A 14,302-nucleotide genomic window follows, 5' to 3' on the forward strand; every position below is an offset into this window, starting at 1 on the left:
CATGACCACCGCCACCGAACTGCCGCCACCCGCGCCGGATTCGACCTCCGCTGATGCCCGGGCCGACAGTCTGCCGGCCGCTGCGCCCATCACCATGCTGAATCCGGATTTTCCGTTCAGCTACGACCACTACCTGGCCCACCCGGAGGGCCTGGGATCGGTGCCGCCCGAACTGTACGGGACGGAGGTCGCCGTCGTCGGTGCCGGCCTGTCCGGGTTGGTGACCGCCTACGAACTGATGAAGCTCGGTCTGCGGCCGGTGGTCTATGAGGCCGACAGGATCGGCGGGCGGCTCAGGACCGCGAGCTTCCCGTCCGCACCCGACGTCGTGGCGGATCTCGGCGGCATGCGCTTCCCGGTCTCCGGCAAGGCTTTCTACCACTATGTGGACCTTCTCGGGCTGCAGACGCACGAATTCCCCAACCCGCTGGCGGCGGCGACATCCAGCACGGTGATCGAGCTCGCAGGCCGGAAGTACTACGCCGAAACAGCGGCGGACCTCCCGCCGTTCTTCCTGGAGGTGGCGGACGCCTGGAAGGCAGCCGTGAACGACGGCGCGCGGTTTGCCGAGATGCAGGAAGCCATCCGAACCAGAGACACCGCCCGGATCAAGGAACTGTGGAACGCGCTGCTTCCGGAGCTGGACGAGCAGACGTTCTACGGCTTCATCGCCGGCAGCGACTCCTTCAAGGAGGCCGGTTTCGCGCACCGCGAGGCCTTCGGGCAGGTGGGGTTCGGCACCGGCGGCTGGGACACCGACTTCCCCAACTCCATCCTGGAAATCCTCCGGGTGGTCTACACCGACGCCGACGACCAGCACCGGCTCATCGCCGGCGGTGCCCAGCGGCTCCCCGAAGCACTGTGGGAGCATGCGCCGTCGGGCATGGCGCACTGGCCGGACGGCACCTCCCTGGCGTCGCTGCACGCGGGCGCCCCGCGGGGTGCCGTGGACCGCATCGCCCGGGACGGCGCCGGGGATTTCCGGATCCGGGAACGGTGGGGACGCGAAGCCGCGTACCCGGCGGTCGTGACCACATGCCAGTCATGGCTGCTGTCGACGCGGATCCACACCGACGAGTCCCTGTTCCCCGCCGAGCTGTGGACGGCGATCGAGCGCTCGCACTACATGCAGTCCTCCAAGACCTTCGTCATGGTGGACCGGCCGTTCTGGAAGGACATCGACCCGAAGACCGGCCGCGAAGTCCTGTCCATGACGCTGACCGACCGGCTGAACCGGGCCACGTACCTGCTGGACAACGGCCCGGACCAGCCCGCGGTAATCCTGCTGTCCTACACCTGGAACGACGATGCGCTGAAGTGGCTGGCGCTGGACGCCGAGGAACGTGTCAAGCTCATGCTGCACTCGCTCCAGCAGATCTACCCCGACGTCGACATCGCCAGCCACATTGTTGGCCAGCCGATCACGGTCTCCTGGGAGGCCGACCCCAACTTCATGGGCGCCTTCAAGGCCAACCTGCCGGGTCACTACCGCTACCAGCAGCGGCTCTTCACCCACTTCAAGCAGGACGGGCTGGCCGCCGAACAACGCGGGATCTTCCTTGCCGGCGACGACATTTCCTTCACGGCAGGGTGGGCCGAGGGTGCCGTCACCACCGGTCTCAATGCGGTCTGGGGTGTGGTCAACCATCTGGGCGGCGCATCGGCGTCCGGGAATCCAGGGCCGGGCGAGCTGCTGTCCGAGCTGGGTCCGATCCCGCTGGACTGAACGGCTCGGCAGCTGTGGCGCCGGTGAGCCGCACTGTGAGTCAGCTGTGAAGCCCGCGGTGCGCCCGGGCGAGTTCCTGGTAGTGGGCGGCGTTGCGCTTCACGCCGTCGAACTCTTCCTCGGTGAGCTCCCTGCGGACCTTGGCCGGCACCCCGGCCACCAGCGAGCGGGGCGGGACCACGGTGCCTTCCAGGACCACCGCGCCGGCCGCCACGAGCGAACCGGCGCCGATCACCGCGCCGTTGAGGATGGTGGCGCTCATGCCGATCAGGCAGTCGTCTTCGACGGTGCATCCGTGCACCACGGCACTGTGTCCGACGCTGACGCGGGCGCCGACGGTGCAGGGGAAACCCGGGTCCGCGTGCAGCACGACGTTGTCCTGCAGGTTGCTGCCGGCTCCCACGGTGATCGCCGCGGTGTCGGCCCGGACCGATACTCCGTAGAACGCGCTGGAGTTTTCGGCCAGCGTGGCCCTGCCGATGACGGAGGCGGTCGGGGCGACGAAGGCGGATTCGTGGACTGTCGGGCTGTCGCCGGCGAAGGCGTATACGGGAGTCATGGCTACAGCCTAGGTCACGGCCTATGCCGGGACGCGGCTGGCCTGCCATCAACGCTGTTGCGCTATCACTTGTGGCTGTTCTGAACGCTGAGAAGGACCACAACTGATAGGGCAACCGGGGGTCAGGGGTCGAATGCCTACGCCGGGGCGCGAAGGACCGTGAAGCCCCGCCCGAGGTCCGGGTGCCCCGGTTCGGGGAGGGCGACGGCGACCGGCGCGCCGGGTTCCGCCACGCGCTTCAGTTCGCGGACGACGTCGTCCCAGGCCTGTCGCGGCAGGCCGGCCAGCGCGTCCACCGCCCACACTGCGGCGAACGCGGCGTCGGCGAAGGGCAGGGCCCGCCCGGTTGCCACCGAGGCGGACAGCCCCCGGGCGCGGGCGGCATGGATGTTTTCCTCCGAGGAGTCAACACCGGTGAAATGGATCCCGGAGCGGACAAAGAGAAGTCCCTCCGCGCCCGGGCCGCAGTCCAGGCCCAGCACGCCGCGCCGGCCCTCGGCCTTGAGCAGGGCGATGAAACCGGACAGTTCATCTGTCCGCGTTGGTGCCATGGCTCCAGTTAAGGGCGGCCCGGCACGGATGGCAAGCCTCCGCCGCCGACACGCCTCAGCTGAAGACGACGGTCCGGTTGCCGTCCAGCAGCACCCGGTGTTCGGCGTGCCACTGCACGGCCTGCGCGAGCGTGCGGCCCTCGACGTCGCGGCCCATCTGGACGAACTGCTCGGCTGTACGCCGGTGGTCCACCCGGATGACTTCCTGCTCGATGATCGGGCCCTCGTCCAGGGCGGCGGTGACGTAGTGCGCCGTGGCGCCGATGAGTTTCACGCCGCGGGCGTGGGCCTGGTGGTACGGCTTGGCGCCCTTGAAGGAGGGCAGGAAGGAATGGTGGATATTGATGGCCTTGCCGGTGAGGTCCGTGCAGAGTTCGTCGGAGAGGATCTGCATGTAACGGGCCAGGACCGTGAGTTCGACGTTGTGCTCCGCCATGAGCTTCCGCAAGGCGTCTTCGGCCTCCACCTTGTTGTCCTTGGTGACGGGGATGTGGTGGAACGGGATGCCGTAGAACTCGGCCAGGCCGGCGAGGTCCCGGTGGTTGGAGACGATGGCCGGGATCTCGATCGGCAGGGTGCCGGACCGCTGCAGGAACAACAGGTCGTTGAGGCAGTGCGCGGACGTGCTCGCCATCAGCAGGGTGCGGACTCTCCGGCCGGCCGGGTTAAGACTCCACTGCATTCCGAAGGCGCCGGCCACGGGTTCCAGCGCCATCTGTAATTCGGCCAGCGGTGCAGCTGTGGTGGCTTCGACCCGCATGAAGAACGTACCGGTGCCCTGGCTGCCGTACTGCTGCGAGTCCGTAATGTTGCAACCGGCCACCAGGAGGGCCCCAGCCACGGCGTGCACAATTCCGGGCCGGTCCGGGCAGGAGAGAGTCAGAACGAAGGACGCGGTCAGCTGGCTATCAGTCACGAGAGACAGCCTACCCGCGGCTGGGATACGCTGGGCTGGTCGCAACTGGCGTTGGGTGGCTTACCACCAGGGAGCGGCACGCACGCAGACCACGGATCGTACGCCTGGGCCGAGGGTCATGTTTTCCGGTTGGCAGCCCTCTGCCCGCCCGCCGTCAGCACGCCCTCGTGGGCTGCGCCAGCAGCACGGGTCCCCGGTTCCGGGCCTGTCATCATTGCGGTGCTACGACGGGCCAGCCGGTAACCTGACCTCAAAGCAGTGACCGTTGCCAAGCCAGGAGTTCTCCGTGACTACTTCTTCCTTTCGCCTTTCCTCAACAGCCGTGAGCAACCAGCCGCTCGCCGACCTCGACCCCGAAATTGCCGCCGTCCTGGCCCAGGAACTCGGCCGCCAGCGCGGCACCCTGGAGATGATCGCCTCCGAGAACTTCGCGCCGCGCGCCGTGATGGAGGCGCAGGGCTCCGTCCTGACCAACAAGTACGCCGAAGGCTATCCGGGGCGCCGCTACTACGGCGGCTGTGAGTACGTCGACGTCGCGGAGCAGCTCGCGATCGACCGCGTCAAGGAGCTCTTCGGCGCCGAATTCGCCAACGTCCAGCCGCACTCCGGCGCGCAGGCCAACGCCGCCGCCCTGGCCGCCATGATCACCCCGGGGGACAAGATCCTGGGCCTCTCGCTGGCCCACGGCGGACACCTCACCCACGGCATGAAGCTGAACTTCTCCGGCAAGCTCTACGAGGTCGCCGCCTACCAGGTCGAGGAAGACAGCTTCCGGATCGACATGGACAAGCTGCGGGCGCAGGCGCTCGCCGAAAAGCCGCAGGTCATCATCGCCGGCTGGTCCGCCTACCCGCGCCACCTCGACTTCGAGGCCTTCCGCTCGATCGCCGATGAGGTCGGCGCGCTGCTCTGGACGGACATGGCGCACTTCGCCGGCCTCGTGGCCGCCGGACTGCACCCCAGCCCGGTCCCTTACTCCGACGTCGTCACCTCCACCGTGCACAAGACTCTCGCCGGCCCCCGTTCCGGTGTGATCCTGGCCAAGCAGGAGTGGGCCAAGAAGCTCAACTCCAGCGTGTTCCCCGGCCAGCAGGGCGGCCCGCTCATGCACGTCATCGCCGCCAAGGCGGTGGCCTTCAAGATTGCCGGCACGCAGGAGTTCAAGGAGCGCCAGGAACGCGTCCTCGAAGGCGCCCGGATCATCGCCGACCGCCTCAACCAGTCCGATCTTTCCGATGCCGGCGTTTCCGTCCTGACCGGCGGCACCGATGTGCACCTGGTCCTGGTGGACCTGCGCAACTCCCAGCTGGATGGCCAGCAGGCCGAGGACCTCCTGCATTCGGTCGGCATCACCGTCAACCGCAACGCCGTGCCGTTCGACCCGCGCCCGCCGATGGTCACATCGGGTCTGCGCATCGGCACCCCTGCCCTGGCCACCCGCGGCTTCGGTGCCGAGGAATTCGCCGAGGTCGCCGAAATCATTGCCACCGCACTGAAGGCGGGTTCCGGCACCGACATCGAGGCGCTCCAGTCCCGCGTGGACAAACTCGCCGAGGACTTCCCGCTGTACCCGCAGCACGAGCAGTGGTGATTCGATGAGTACCGCCGACGCAGCAACCGAGCCTTCCTCAGATGCCCGCTCCGCCCCGGCGCAGCCACACACCGCCCGGGTCCTTGACGGCAAGGCCGCCGCGGCCGCGATCAAGGCCGAACTGACCGGGCGCGTCGCCACGCTCAAGGGACGCGGAATCGTCCCGGGCCTGGGTACCATCCTGGTCGGCTCCGATCCGGGCAGCACCTGGTACGTTGCCGGCAAGCACAGGGACTGCGCCGAGGTGGGGATCACCTCGATCCGCCGTGACCTGCCGGAAGAGGCAACGCAGGAAGAATTGCTGACCGTGGTCCGGGAGCTCAACGAGAACCCGGAGTGCACCGGCTACATCGTCCAGCTTCCGCTGCCGGCGCACATCGACCAGGACGTCATTCTGGAGGCCATGGATCCGGACAAGGACGCCGACGGCCTGCACCCGATGAACCTGGGCCGGCTCGTCGCGAACGTTAGCGGACCCATGAAATCCCCGCTGCCCTGCACGCCCAAGGGCTGCGTGGAGCTGCTCACCCGGCACGGAATCAGCCTGAAGGGCAAACGCGTGCTGGTGGTGGGGCGCGGCGTCACGATCGGCCGCCCGGTGGGCCTGCTGCTGACCCGAAAGGACGTCAACGCCACCGTCATCCTGGCCCACACCGGCACCGCGGACCTGCCCGCCGAACTCCGGCAGGCCGACGTCGTGATTGCCGCGGCCGGCCAGCCGCACATGATCAGGGCGGCGGACCTGAAACCGGGTGCCATCGTGCTCGACGTCGGAGTCAGCCGGGTAGACGACGGGTCCGGCAAGGCCGTGGTCACCGGGGATGTCGAGCCGGCAGCGGCCGGCGTCGCCGCCTGGCTATCGCCCAACCCAGGGGGAGTGGGCCCGATGACCCGCGCCATGCTGCTGGCCAACGTGGTGGAAACCGCGGAGCGCCACTTGGACAGCGTAGACGTGCCCAACTAACTGGCATTGGGTGTCGTTTTGACCCCTCAAATCGACACCTGATGCCAGCTACCCGGGGGCAATCCGTAAATGTCCGGACAATTTTACGAAAAGACTCTTTCATAGTTTGCCGCCATCGGCTAGCGTGTTCGGGTGCCTGAACTTGTCTCGAAAGAATTCCCCGTGAGCAGTCCCGACGATACCGGCGAAGTGCAGTACGTCATCACCGCCGAGAACCTCACCAAAAGCTACGGCGACGTCACCGCCGTCGACGGCATCTCGTTCCGCGTGCCCGCCGGCGAAGCCTTCGGACTGCTGGGCCCGAACGGGGCCGGGAAGTCGACCACCATGAAGATGATCGGCGGGGTCTCGCAGCGGACCTCCGGGAGCCTCAGCATTATGGGGCTGGACCCGGAACAGCACGGGCCCGAAGTCCGTGCCCACCTGGGTGTGGTGCCGCAGCAGGACAACCTGGACGAGGAACTGCGGGTCCGCGACAACCTGCTGGTCTACGGACGCTATTTCGGCCTGCCGATGAGCTACCTCAGGCCCAAGGCGGACGAACTGCTCGAGTTCGCGCAGCTGACGGACAAGGCCAAGTCCAAGGTGGACGCACTTTCCGGCGGCATGAAGCGCCGGCTCACGATCGCGCGGTCGCTGATCAACGAACCCCGGATCCTGCTCCTGGACGAACCCACCACCGGCCTGGACCCGCAGGCCCGGCACATCCTCTGGGACCGGCTGTTCCGGCTCAAGGAACAAGGCGTCACCCTGATCCTCACGACCCACTACATGGATGAGGCCGAGCAGCTCTGCGACCGCCTGATCGTGGTGGACAAGGGCCGGATCATGGCGGAGGGTTCCCCCGCTGGCCTGATCCGCGAATACTCCACCCGCGAGGTCCTCGAGCTGCGCTTCGGTTCGGAGCGCAACGCCACGATCGGAGCGGAGCTCGAAGGCATCGGCGAACGCGTCGAGACCCTCCCGGACCGTGTCCTCATCTACGCGCACGACGGCGAAGCCGCCCTGGAGCAGGTCTCCGTCCGGGGCCTGCGCCCGGTCACCTCGCTGGTCCGCCGCTCCTCGCTCGAGGACGTCTTCCTGCGCCTGACCGGACGGAGCCTCGTTGACTAAGGCAGAGCCGGCCAAATCAATCAAAGCGGCGTCGACGACGACGGCGCCCGCCCTGCGCGCGCACCCGCCGGCAGTATCCGCGGCCCGCGCCCGCCGCTGGGGTGCCTTCTACTACGCCGAGCAGGTCCTGCGGGTGATGAAAGGCTACGGCTGGACCATCGTCATGTACGGTGTCGGCCAGCCGGTCGCCTACCTCTTCGCCATGGGGGTGGGCCTGGCCACCCTCGTGGGCACCAACTCCGCCGCGGCTTTCGGCGGTGTCAGCTACCTGGTGTTCATCGCGCCCGCGCTGCTGATCTCCGCCGCGGTGATGACGGCCGCCAACGAGTTCACCTTCCCGGTGATGGACGGCTTCAAATGGCGCCGGGTTTACTACGGCCCGCACGCCTCGCCGCTGACCCCGGCGCAGATCGCGGCCGGGCAGATTATCGCCGTGACGGCGCGTTTCGTGCTGCAGTCGGCGATCTACTTCGGCGTCGTGGCCCTGTTCGGCGCCTCCCCGGGAGGCTGGGGCTGGGTTTCGATCCTGGTGGCCACCCTCGCCGGGCTGTCCTTCGGGCTGCCATTGATGGCTTACGCGGCCACCATCAAGGACGACAAGGGCCAGTTCGCCATGGTGATGCGCTTCATCGTGATGCCGTTGTTCCTGTTCTCCGGAACGTTCTTCCCGCTGGACACGCTGCCCCTGGGAGTCCGCTGGATCGGCTGGATCTCACCGATCTGGCATGGCACCGAGCTGGGCCGCGTGTTCAGCTACGGCTATGGGGAATCACCGCTGCTGACCGTGGTCCACTTCCTCTTCCTGCTCGGCCTCGCCGTGCTCGGCTGGGTGCTGACCCGGCGGCAGTTCGCCAAAAGGATGGCATCATGAGTGGCCTCGCCGGACACTACGATGCGGCCGCCCACGCCGCAACCGAAGCCGCCCGCAACCGCCGGTTCGGACCGCTCTACTCCCGCAACGTGCGCGCCGTCGTCGCGCGCGGGCTGATGGCCACCAAGAGCAGCAACTGGCTGGTCATGCTCTCCGGCTTCTTCGAACCCGTGCTTTACCTGATCTCGATGGGTGTGGGCTTGGGCGCGATTGTCGGCGCCGTGCAGGGCCCCGGCGGGCAGCAGATCTCCTACGCCGCGTACATCGCCCCGGCGCTGCTGGCGGTGTCGGCGATGAACGGCGCCGTCTATGACTCCACCTGGAATGTCTTCTTCAAGATGAACTTCGCCAAGCTCTACCAGGGCATGTTGTACACCTCGCTGGGGCCGATCGACGTCGCGATGGGCGAAATCTTCCTGGCCCTGCTGCGCGGGGCTATGTATGCCACCGGCTTCACCGCGGTCATGGGCGTGATGGGTCTGATTACCACCGCGTGGGCCGCCCTGATGGTCCCCGCCGCAGTGCTGATCGCCTTCGGGTTCGCGAGCTTCGGGATGGGTATCACGAGCTTCATGAAGACCTTCCAGCAGATGGACTGGATCAACTTCGTGATGCTGCCGATGTTCCTCTTCAGCGCCACCTTCTACCCGTTGAGCGTGTATCCGCAATGGATTCAGTGGCTCATCCAGGCGATGCCGCTCTGGCACGGAGTGGAGCTGCTCCGCCAGATCAGCGTGGGCGTGTTCACCCCCGCCACCCTGGTCCACGTCGGCTACTACGTTGTCATGATCGTCCTCGGCGTGGCACTGACCACCGGCCGGCTCCGACGGCTCTTCCTCAAGTAGGGTTCCCGCACCCAAGTGACTCGCAGCAGGGGCCGTTTTGAGCCCTCAAAACGGCCCCTGCTGCGAGCTAGTTGGGGCTGCGCCGGTCTCGTCGTTCGCCCGCGGTGGAAGCGCCAATCAGGGCCGGGCCGGTTTGCGATAATAGGCTCATGCAATCTCTGGGCACCCCTTCCTCTAAGCCGTCCGCGTTCAACGCCGCCACCGGAAAGTTCTCGATGTTCCGCATCGGCGGACTCGGGATGACGGTCTTCATCATCGCCTTCCTGGTAGCCGTCATCTTCGCGGCGAACCAGAACGACGTCGTGGGCTGGGTTGTCGCCGTGATTGCCGCCTTCTGGCTCGCGCTGGCCGCGTTTGTGGTGTTCAGCATCCAGCGGGCCGCCAAGAAGGCCGGCGCCAAGCTGAACGAGGCGCAGAACGCGTTCAACTCCGCGGTGGGCCGGGCGCCGTCGTCCGGCAGTGCCGGCCCCGGCGGAACGCGCCTGGTCGGCGAACGCCGGGAAGCCGACGACCTCCGCGACATGAAGCTGGACCATTCCTTCAAAATCGTCCAGGTGCAGGTCCGCGTGGTGGAGCAGGAACGGGCCAAGGGGGCGGCGTCGGACCAGGACACCATCCGCCGTGCGCTGGAGACCATCGAGATCACGGCCACCAACGCGCGGGACATGCTCAAGGCGCCGGGCGGCTCAGACGAACCCGTCAGCGGAACCATCATCGACTAGAGTGGAACGGGTGAGCTCGGCATTGGAGAAGGACCACCTTCGGATCGCATCGGTAAACGTCAACGGCCTCCGCGCTGCCTACAAGAAGGGCATGGCGGAGTGGCTGGCGCCGCGGGACGTGGATATTCTCTGCCTCCAGGAGGTGCGTGCACCGGACGCGATCGTCCGTGAACTGCTCGGCGAAGGCTGGCACATCCTGCACGCCGAAGCCGAGGCCAAGGGCCGTGCCGGTGTCGCCATCGCCTCCCGCGCCGAGCCCCAGACCACCCGGACCGGCATCGGGGACGACTATTTCGCCACCGCCGGCCGCTGGGTCGAGGCCGACTACATTGTCCGCAACGCCGCGGGACAGGCCTCGCAACTGACCGTGGCCAGCGCCTATGTGCATTCCGGCGAAGCCGGCACACCGAAGCAGGATGACAAGTTCCGGTTCCTGGACGTGATGGTCAACCGCCTGCCGGAACTAACGAAGCACAGCGACCATGCGTTGGTGGTGGGGGACCTCAACGTCGGCCACACGGAACTGGACATACGGAACTGGAAGGGCAACGTCAAACGGGCCGGCTTCCTGCCCGAGGAGCGCGCCTATTTTGACCGTTTCTTCGGCGAGGACATCGGCTGGAAGGATGTTCACAGGGGCCTGGCGGGGAACGTCGACGGCCCCTACACTTGGTGGTCGCAGCGAGGACAGGCCTTCGACAACGACACCGGCTGGCGCATCGACTACCACCTGGCTACGCCCGGTCTAGCGGCCGCCGCCGTGTCAGCCGTTGTTGACCGGGCGCCGTCCTGGGACACACGTTTCTCCGACCATGCTCCGCTGGTAGTGGATTACCGGCTCTAAGTCTGAAGGTTTCATCAACATGACTAGCTCTCCCGTTGCCACCGGCAAAAAGCGCATCCTCTCCGGCGCCAAGCCCACGGCGGACTCCCTGCATCTGGGCAACTACATCGGCGCCGTGCGCAACTGGGTGGACATGCAGGCCGAATACGACGCCGTCTTCTTCATCCCGGACCTCCACGCCATAACCGTCGACTTCGAGCCCTCCGAGTTGGCCCAGCGGACCCGGGTGGTGGCGGCCCAGTACATCGCGGCAGGGATCGATCCGGACAAGTGCATTTTCTTTGTGCAGTCGCACGTTCCCGAACATGCCCAGCTGGCCTGGGCCCTCAACTGCATCACGGGTTTCGGCGAAGCGTCCCGCATGACCCAGTTCAAGGACAAGACGCAGAAATCGGGCGCGGAAGCCGCGACCCTGGGCCTCTTCGCCTACCCGACCCTGATGGCCGCCGACATCCTGCTGTACCAGACGGACCTGGTCCCAGTGGGGGAGGACCAGCGCCAGCACCTTGAACTAACTCGCAACCTGGCCCAGCGCTTCAACACCCGCTTCGGCGAAACCTTCACAGTTCCGGAGGCCACCATCCTCAAGGCCAGCGCCAAAATTTACGACCTGCAGAACCCGGCGGCCAAGATGTCGAAAACGGGCGAGTCGTCCAACGGATCGATCCAACTGCTCGAAGAACCCAGGATCGCCGCCAAACGCATCAAGTCCGCCGTGACTGACGCCGGGACGAGCATCCGCTTCGACCGGGAAGGGAAGCCGGGGATCTCCAACCTGCTGACCATCTATTCGACGCTTACCGGCAAGCCGATGGCGGAGCTGGAAACCGAGTATGAGGGCAAAATGTACGGCCACCTGAAAACGGATCTGGCCGAGGTGATGGTCGACTTCATCACGCCGCTGCGGGACCGCACCAACGAGCTGATGGCCGATCCGGCCGAGCTGGACAGGCTCCTGGCGCAGGGCGCGGAGCGGGCCCGGGAGATCGCCTCGGTGACGTTGGCCCGGGTCTACGAGCGCATGGGCTTCCTGCCCTCCCTCAGCTTGGCGGGAGTCCGCTAGCGCAATGTCCTCCGTCAGCAAAGCCACCGCCAGCGACACCGGCCGCGCAGCCCACCACGGCGCGCGCAAGGGTTTGGGCGCAGCACCGCACCGGAGTGCGGCGGCCGATAACGGGCGGACGCCGGACGAAGGCATCAGCATCGGCGTCATCCTGGGTTTCCCGGCCGAACTCGCCGAGGAGCTGAAGCGCTGGCGGGCCTCCTTCGGGGATCCGATGGCCACGACGGTGCCGGCGCACATCACGCTCGTCACCACCACCATGACGCAGGACTGGGAGGCCACCCGCAGGCATGTCCGGGAGGTGGCGAGCCAGCAGCAGCCGTTCACCGTGACGATTGCGGGTACCGGATCCTTCCGCCCGGTGTCGCCGGTGGTCTTCCTGAACGTCGAGGCGGGCTTCGGCGAGTGCGTCAGCCTGCACCGCCGGCTGCAGTCCGGCCCGCTGGAACGCGAACTGCCCTTCGACTACCATCCGCACGTCACCGTGGCACACGACGTGGCCCCGGATAGCCTGGACGAGGCCGAAACGGCCCTGAAAGACTATAAGGCCAGCTTCCCGGTGGCTAGCATGGGACTCTACGAGCACGACGACAACGGCATTTGGCAGCTACGGGAAGAGCTTGACTTTGGTACCGAACCCGACGAACACCGAGGCACGGCCGGCGCACCAGACGCCCGCTGAACCCCCGCTTCCCACCGACCAGGCCGGGTTGAAACTGGAAGTCATCCGGAAACGGCTCGAGTGGGGCAAGGCGCGCCGCTCCGGCGGCAGCCGGGCGCCCGTGATGGCTATGGTTCCGTGGTTGCTGGCCCGTCTCAATACCTTCCGTCCGCAGCGCGCCTTCCAGCACTACAACCTGCAGCGCGGCCCGCTCATGAGCGCAGGCATCGGTTTCAGGATGTTCTTCGCCATTACGGGCCTGCTGGCCACCGGCTTCTCCCTGGCGGGGCTGTTCCTGAGCGGACAGCCTGCGCTCCTGGATCAAATAATCAAGAGCGTCGCCAAGGCAGCGCCAGGCCTTTTGAAGGTCGACGGCGGCCAGGGGCTGGTTGATCCCCAACAGCTGTTGAACCCTTCCAACCTGGGCTGGGCCGCCGTGATCGCCGCGGCGGTGACCGTTTTCACCGCCCTGGGCTGGATCAGCGGTGTCCGCGACGGCGTTCGGGCCATGATGCAGCTCGGCCCGCGGGGGATGAACCCGGTCCTGCAGATACTGCGCGACGCCGCTACCCTGCTGCTGCTTGGAGCGGCCTTGGTGGTCAGCGCCGCGGCCTCCCTGGTGTTCGGCACCGCGGCAGATTGGGTGGCCGGGCTGCTTCATCTTGATCCGCTGCTGGCACGCCCGCTGACGACGTCGGTCACGATCCTGGTGCCGTTGCTGCTCGGCTGGGGTACAACGCTGATCATGTTCCGGGTGGCTGCTGGGCTGAAGCTGACCCGGCGCGCACTCCTGGAAGGGACCATCCTCGCCGCGGTCGGCACCACGGTGCTCCAGATTTTCAGCACCCAGCTGCTCGCCAGCGCCGGCCGAAATCCGCTCCTGGCTCCGTTCGCCATCATCATTGGCCTGCTGATCTGGTTCAACCTGGTCAGCCAGGTCTACCTCGTCTCCGCCGCGTGGTCAGCGATCCGCGAAAAGGACCTCAAGACCGTGCGGTCCGATACGACTGCCGGCTGGGGAGCCCGGCAGGTGCAGCCGGGCAAGACACCCGCCGGACCGCGGGAGCGCCGCGCGGCTGCTGGTATGTTCAGGCGTCGAGGTACTGGTCGGCCCACGCCGAAATAATCTTCGCCGCCCGGGCGGCCTGGCCTTTGCCCGTGAGCAGATGGTCGGAGCCCTCGAGCGAGACAAAGCTGCGCGGGTGCCGCGCCGTCTGGAAGATGCTGCTGGCGTTATCGATGCCCACTGTGTTGTCAGTGGGGGAGTGCAGCACCATCAGGGGCTTGTGCAGCTGCCGGATGCAGTCGGTCAGGTCCGCAATTTCGAGGTCTTCGACAAAGTGCCGGCGGATCTCCACCCGCTTGCCACCTAGATCCACCTCGGCGCTGCCCTCGCTCAGGATGCGGTCCAGCGCGGCGTCGAAGACGTGAGCCACGTGCTTGGGCGAGAATGGGGCACCCACCGTCGCCACGGCGTCAAGCTCCGGGATGCTGCGGGCAGCTGCCAGCACCGCGGCACCGCCGAAAGAATGCCCCACCAGCAGCGATACGGGCCTTCCTGCGTCGCGCATGAACCCGGCCGCCCTGACGGTGTCCGCGACCTTGTGGCTGAAGGAGCCCTCTGACCACAGCCCGGCGGACTCGCCAAGGCCGAGGTTGTCGAAGCGGAGCATGCCCACCCCGTTGTCCGCCAACGCCTTGCACATCCGGGACGCCGAGGGGCTGTCCTTGCCCAGGGTGAAGCCGTGCGAGAACACGCCCCAGCCCTTCACCTTCCCCTCGGGTAGGTCCAGGACCCCGGAGAGAAGCTCGCCGGTGGACCCTTCGAAGCTGACTTTTTCGGCGCGGGACATTTGCATTTACTTTCGGAGCGGCG

General features: G+C 66.9%; 15 protein-coding genes and 1 riboswitch. Of the genes, 11 read left to right on the top strand and 4 right to left on the bottom strand.

Annotated features, from left to right (window positions below; translation table 11 throughout):
• The first annotated feature begins 1 nt into the window (after nt 1).
• The gene (locus tag ABIB14_RS09120; protein WP_354235559.1) at nt 2–1,726 is read left to right on the top strand and encodes a flavin monoamine oxidase family protein; all 1,725 of its coding nucleotides are present in this window, start codon (nt 2–4) and stop codon (nt 1,724–1,726) included.
• Nucleotides 1,727–1,766: 40 nt separating this feature from the next.
• Here the strand turns inward: ABIB14_RS09120 and ABIB14_RS09125 are convergent, their stop codons facing one another.
• The 3 genes from ABIB14_RS09125 to purU form a co-directional block, all read right to left on the bottom strand.
• Complete coding sequence (locus tag ABIB14_RS09125; RefSeq protein WP_354235560.1) at nt 1,767–2,285, bottom strand: gamma carbonic anhydrase family protein; 519 nt, start codon at nt 2,283–2,285, stop codon at nt 1,767–1,769.
• Nucleotides 2,286–2,422: 137 nt separating this feature from the next.
• Nucleotides 2,423–2,836, bottom strand: a complete 414-nt coding sequence (locus ABIB14_RS09130) for a methyltransferase domain-containing protein (protein WP_354235561.1) — start codon at nt 2,834–2,836, stop codon at nt 2,423–2,425.
• Between the two features lie 55 nt (nt 2,837–2,891).
• Nucleotides 2,892–3,752 carry a formyltetrahydrofolate deformylase gene (purU, locus tag ABIB14_RS09135; RefSeq protein ID WP_354235562.1) on the bottom strand — a complete coding sequence of 287 codons (861 nt, stop codon included), beginning with the start codon at nt 3,750–3,752 and terminating at the stop codon, nt 2,892–2,894.
• Between the two features lie 31 nt (nt 3,753–3,783).
• Nucleotides 3,784–3,869: riboswitch (ZMP/ZTP riboswitch) on the top strand.
• Between the two features lie 169 nt (nt 3,870–4,038).
• On the opposite strand from purU, the gene glyA reads away from it, so the two are divergent.
• The 10 genes from glyA (at nt 4,039) to ABIB14_RS09185 (ending at nt 13,552) form a co-directional block, all read left to right on the top strand.
• On the top strand, nt 4,039–5,343 hold the full coding sequence (gene glyA, locus ABIB14_RS09140; protein ID WP_354235563.1) for a serine hydroxymethyltransferase: 1,305 nt from the start codon (nt 4,039–4,041) through the stop codon (nt 5,341–5,343).
• A 4-nt stretch (nt 5,344–5,347) separates the two neighbouring features.
• Entirely contained in the window at nt 5,348–6,307 is a 960-nt protein-coding gene (locus ABIB14_RS09145; RefSeq protein WP_354235564.1) for a bifunctional methylenetetrahydrofolate dehydrogenase/methenyltetrahydrofolate cyclohydrolase, read from the top strand.
• Between the two features lie 162 nt (nt 6,308–6,469).
• Entirely contained in the window at nt 6,470–7,420 is a 951-nt protein-coding gene (locus ABIB14_RS09150) for an ABC transporter ATP-binding protein (protein WP_354235565.1), read from the top strand.
• The gene (locus ABIB14_RS09155) at nt 7,413–8,291 is read left to right on the top strand and encodes an ABC transporter permease (protein WP_354235566.1); all 879 of its coding nucleotides are present in this window, start codon (nt 7,413–7,415) and stop codon (nt 8,289–8,291) included. The genes ABIB14_RS09150 and ABIB14_RS09155 overlap by 8 nt, the downstream gene beginning before the upstream one ends.
• Nucleotides 8,288–9,136, top strand: a complete 849-nt coding sequence (locus ABIB14_RS09160) for an ABC transporter permease (protein WP_354235567.1) — start codon at nt 8,288–8,290, stop codon at nt 9,134–9,136. The genes ABIB14_RS09155 and ABIB14_RS09160 overlap by 4 nt, the downstream gene beginning before the upstream one ends.
• 149 nt (nt 9,137–9,285) lie before the next feature.
• Nucleotides 9,286–9,858 carry a hypothetical protein gene (locus ABIB14_RS09165; protein WP_354235568.1) on the top strand — a complete coding sequence of 191 codons (573 nt, stop codon included), beginning with the start codon at nt 9,286–9,288 and terminating at the stop codon, nt 9,856–9,858.
• A 10-nt stretch (nt 9,859–9,868) separates the two neighbouring features.
• Nucleotides 9,869–10,702: an exodeoxyribonuclease III gene (locus ABIB14_RS09170; protein ID WP_354235569.1), complete on the top strand. Its 834-nt coding sequence runs from the start codon at nt 9,869–9,871 to the stop codon at nt 10,700–10,702.
• Nucleotides 10,703–10,721: 19 nt separating this feature from the next.
• The gene (trpS, locus tag ABIB14_RS09175) at nt 10,722–11,765 is read left to right on the top strand and encodes a tryptophan--tRNA ligase (protein WP_354235570.1); all 1,044 of its coding nucleotides are present in this window, start codon (nt 10,722–10,724) and stop codon (nt 11,763–11,765) included.
• A 4-nt stretch (nt 11,766–11,769) separates the two neighbouring features.
• The gene (locus ABIB14_RS09180; RefSeq protein WP_354235571.1) at nt 11,770–12,447 is read left to right on the top strand and encodes a 2'-5' RNA ligase family protein; all 678 of its coding nucleotides are present in this window, start codon (nt 11,770–11,772) and stop codon (nt 12,445–12,447) included.
• Entirely contained in the window at nt 12,392–13,552 is a 1,161-nt protein-coding gene (locus ABIB14_RS09185) for a YihY/virulence factor BrkB family protein (RefSeq protein ID WP_502909638.1), read from the top strand. Before ABIB14_RS09180 ends, ABIB14_RS09185 begins: the two co-directional genes overlap by 56 nt.
• Here ABIB14_RS09185 and ABIB14_RS09190 read toward each other — a convergent pair.
• On the bottom strand, nt 13,515–14,279 hold the full coding sequence (locus tag ABIB14_RS09190) for an alpha/beta hydrolase family protein (RefSeq protein ID WP_354235572.1): 765 nt from the start codon (nt 14,277–14,279) through the stop codon (nt 13,515–13,517). The two genes, ABIB14_RS09185 and ABIB14_RS09190, sit on opposite strands and share 38 nt — an antisense overlap.
• Between the last annotated feature and the right edge of the window lie 23 nt (nt 14,280–14,302).

Origin of the sequence: Arthrobacter sp. UYEF3, assembly GCF_040546245.1 — a bacterium.
Classification (GTDB): Bacteria; Actinomycetota; Actinomycetes; order Actinomycetales; family Micrococcaceae; genus Arthrobacter.

Coding starts and splice junctions, on each gene's coding strand:
- ABIB14_RS09120 (WP_354235559.1), top strand. CDS start 2: ATGACCACCGCCACCGAACTGCCGCCACCCGCGCCGGATTCGACCTCC.
- ABIB14_RS09130 (WP_354235561.1), bottom strand. CDS start 2,836: ATGGCACCAACGCGGACAGATGAACTGTCCGGTTTCATCGCCCTGCTC.
- trpS (WP_354235570.1), top strand. CDS start 10,722: ATGACTAGCTCTCCCGTTGCCACCGGCAAAAAGCGCATCCTCTCCGGC.
- ABIB14_RS09180 (WP_354235571.1), top strand. CDS start 11,770: ATGTCCTCCGTCAGCAAAGCCACCGCCAGCGACACCGGCCGCGCAGCC.
- ABIB14_RS09160 (WP_354235567.1), top strand. CDS start 8,288: ATGAGTGGCCTCGCCGGACACTACGATGCGGCCGCCCACGCCGCAACC.
- ABIB14_RS09125 (WP_354235560.1), bottom strand. CDS start 2,285: ATGACTCCCGTATACGCCTTCGCCGGCGACAGCCCGACAGTCCACGAA.
- ABIB14_RS09145 (WP_354235564.1), top strand. CDS start 5,348: ATGAGTACCGCCGACGCAGCAACCGAGCCTTCCTCAGATGCCCGCTCC.
- ABIB14_RS09190 (WP_354235572.1), bottom strand. CDS start 14,279: ATGTCCCGCGCCGAAAAAGTCAGCTTCGAAGGGTCCACCGGCGAGCTT.
- ABIB14_RS09165 (WP_354235568.1), top strand. CDS start 9,286: ATGCAATCTCTGGGCACCCCTTCCTCTAAGCCGTCCGCGTTCAACGCC.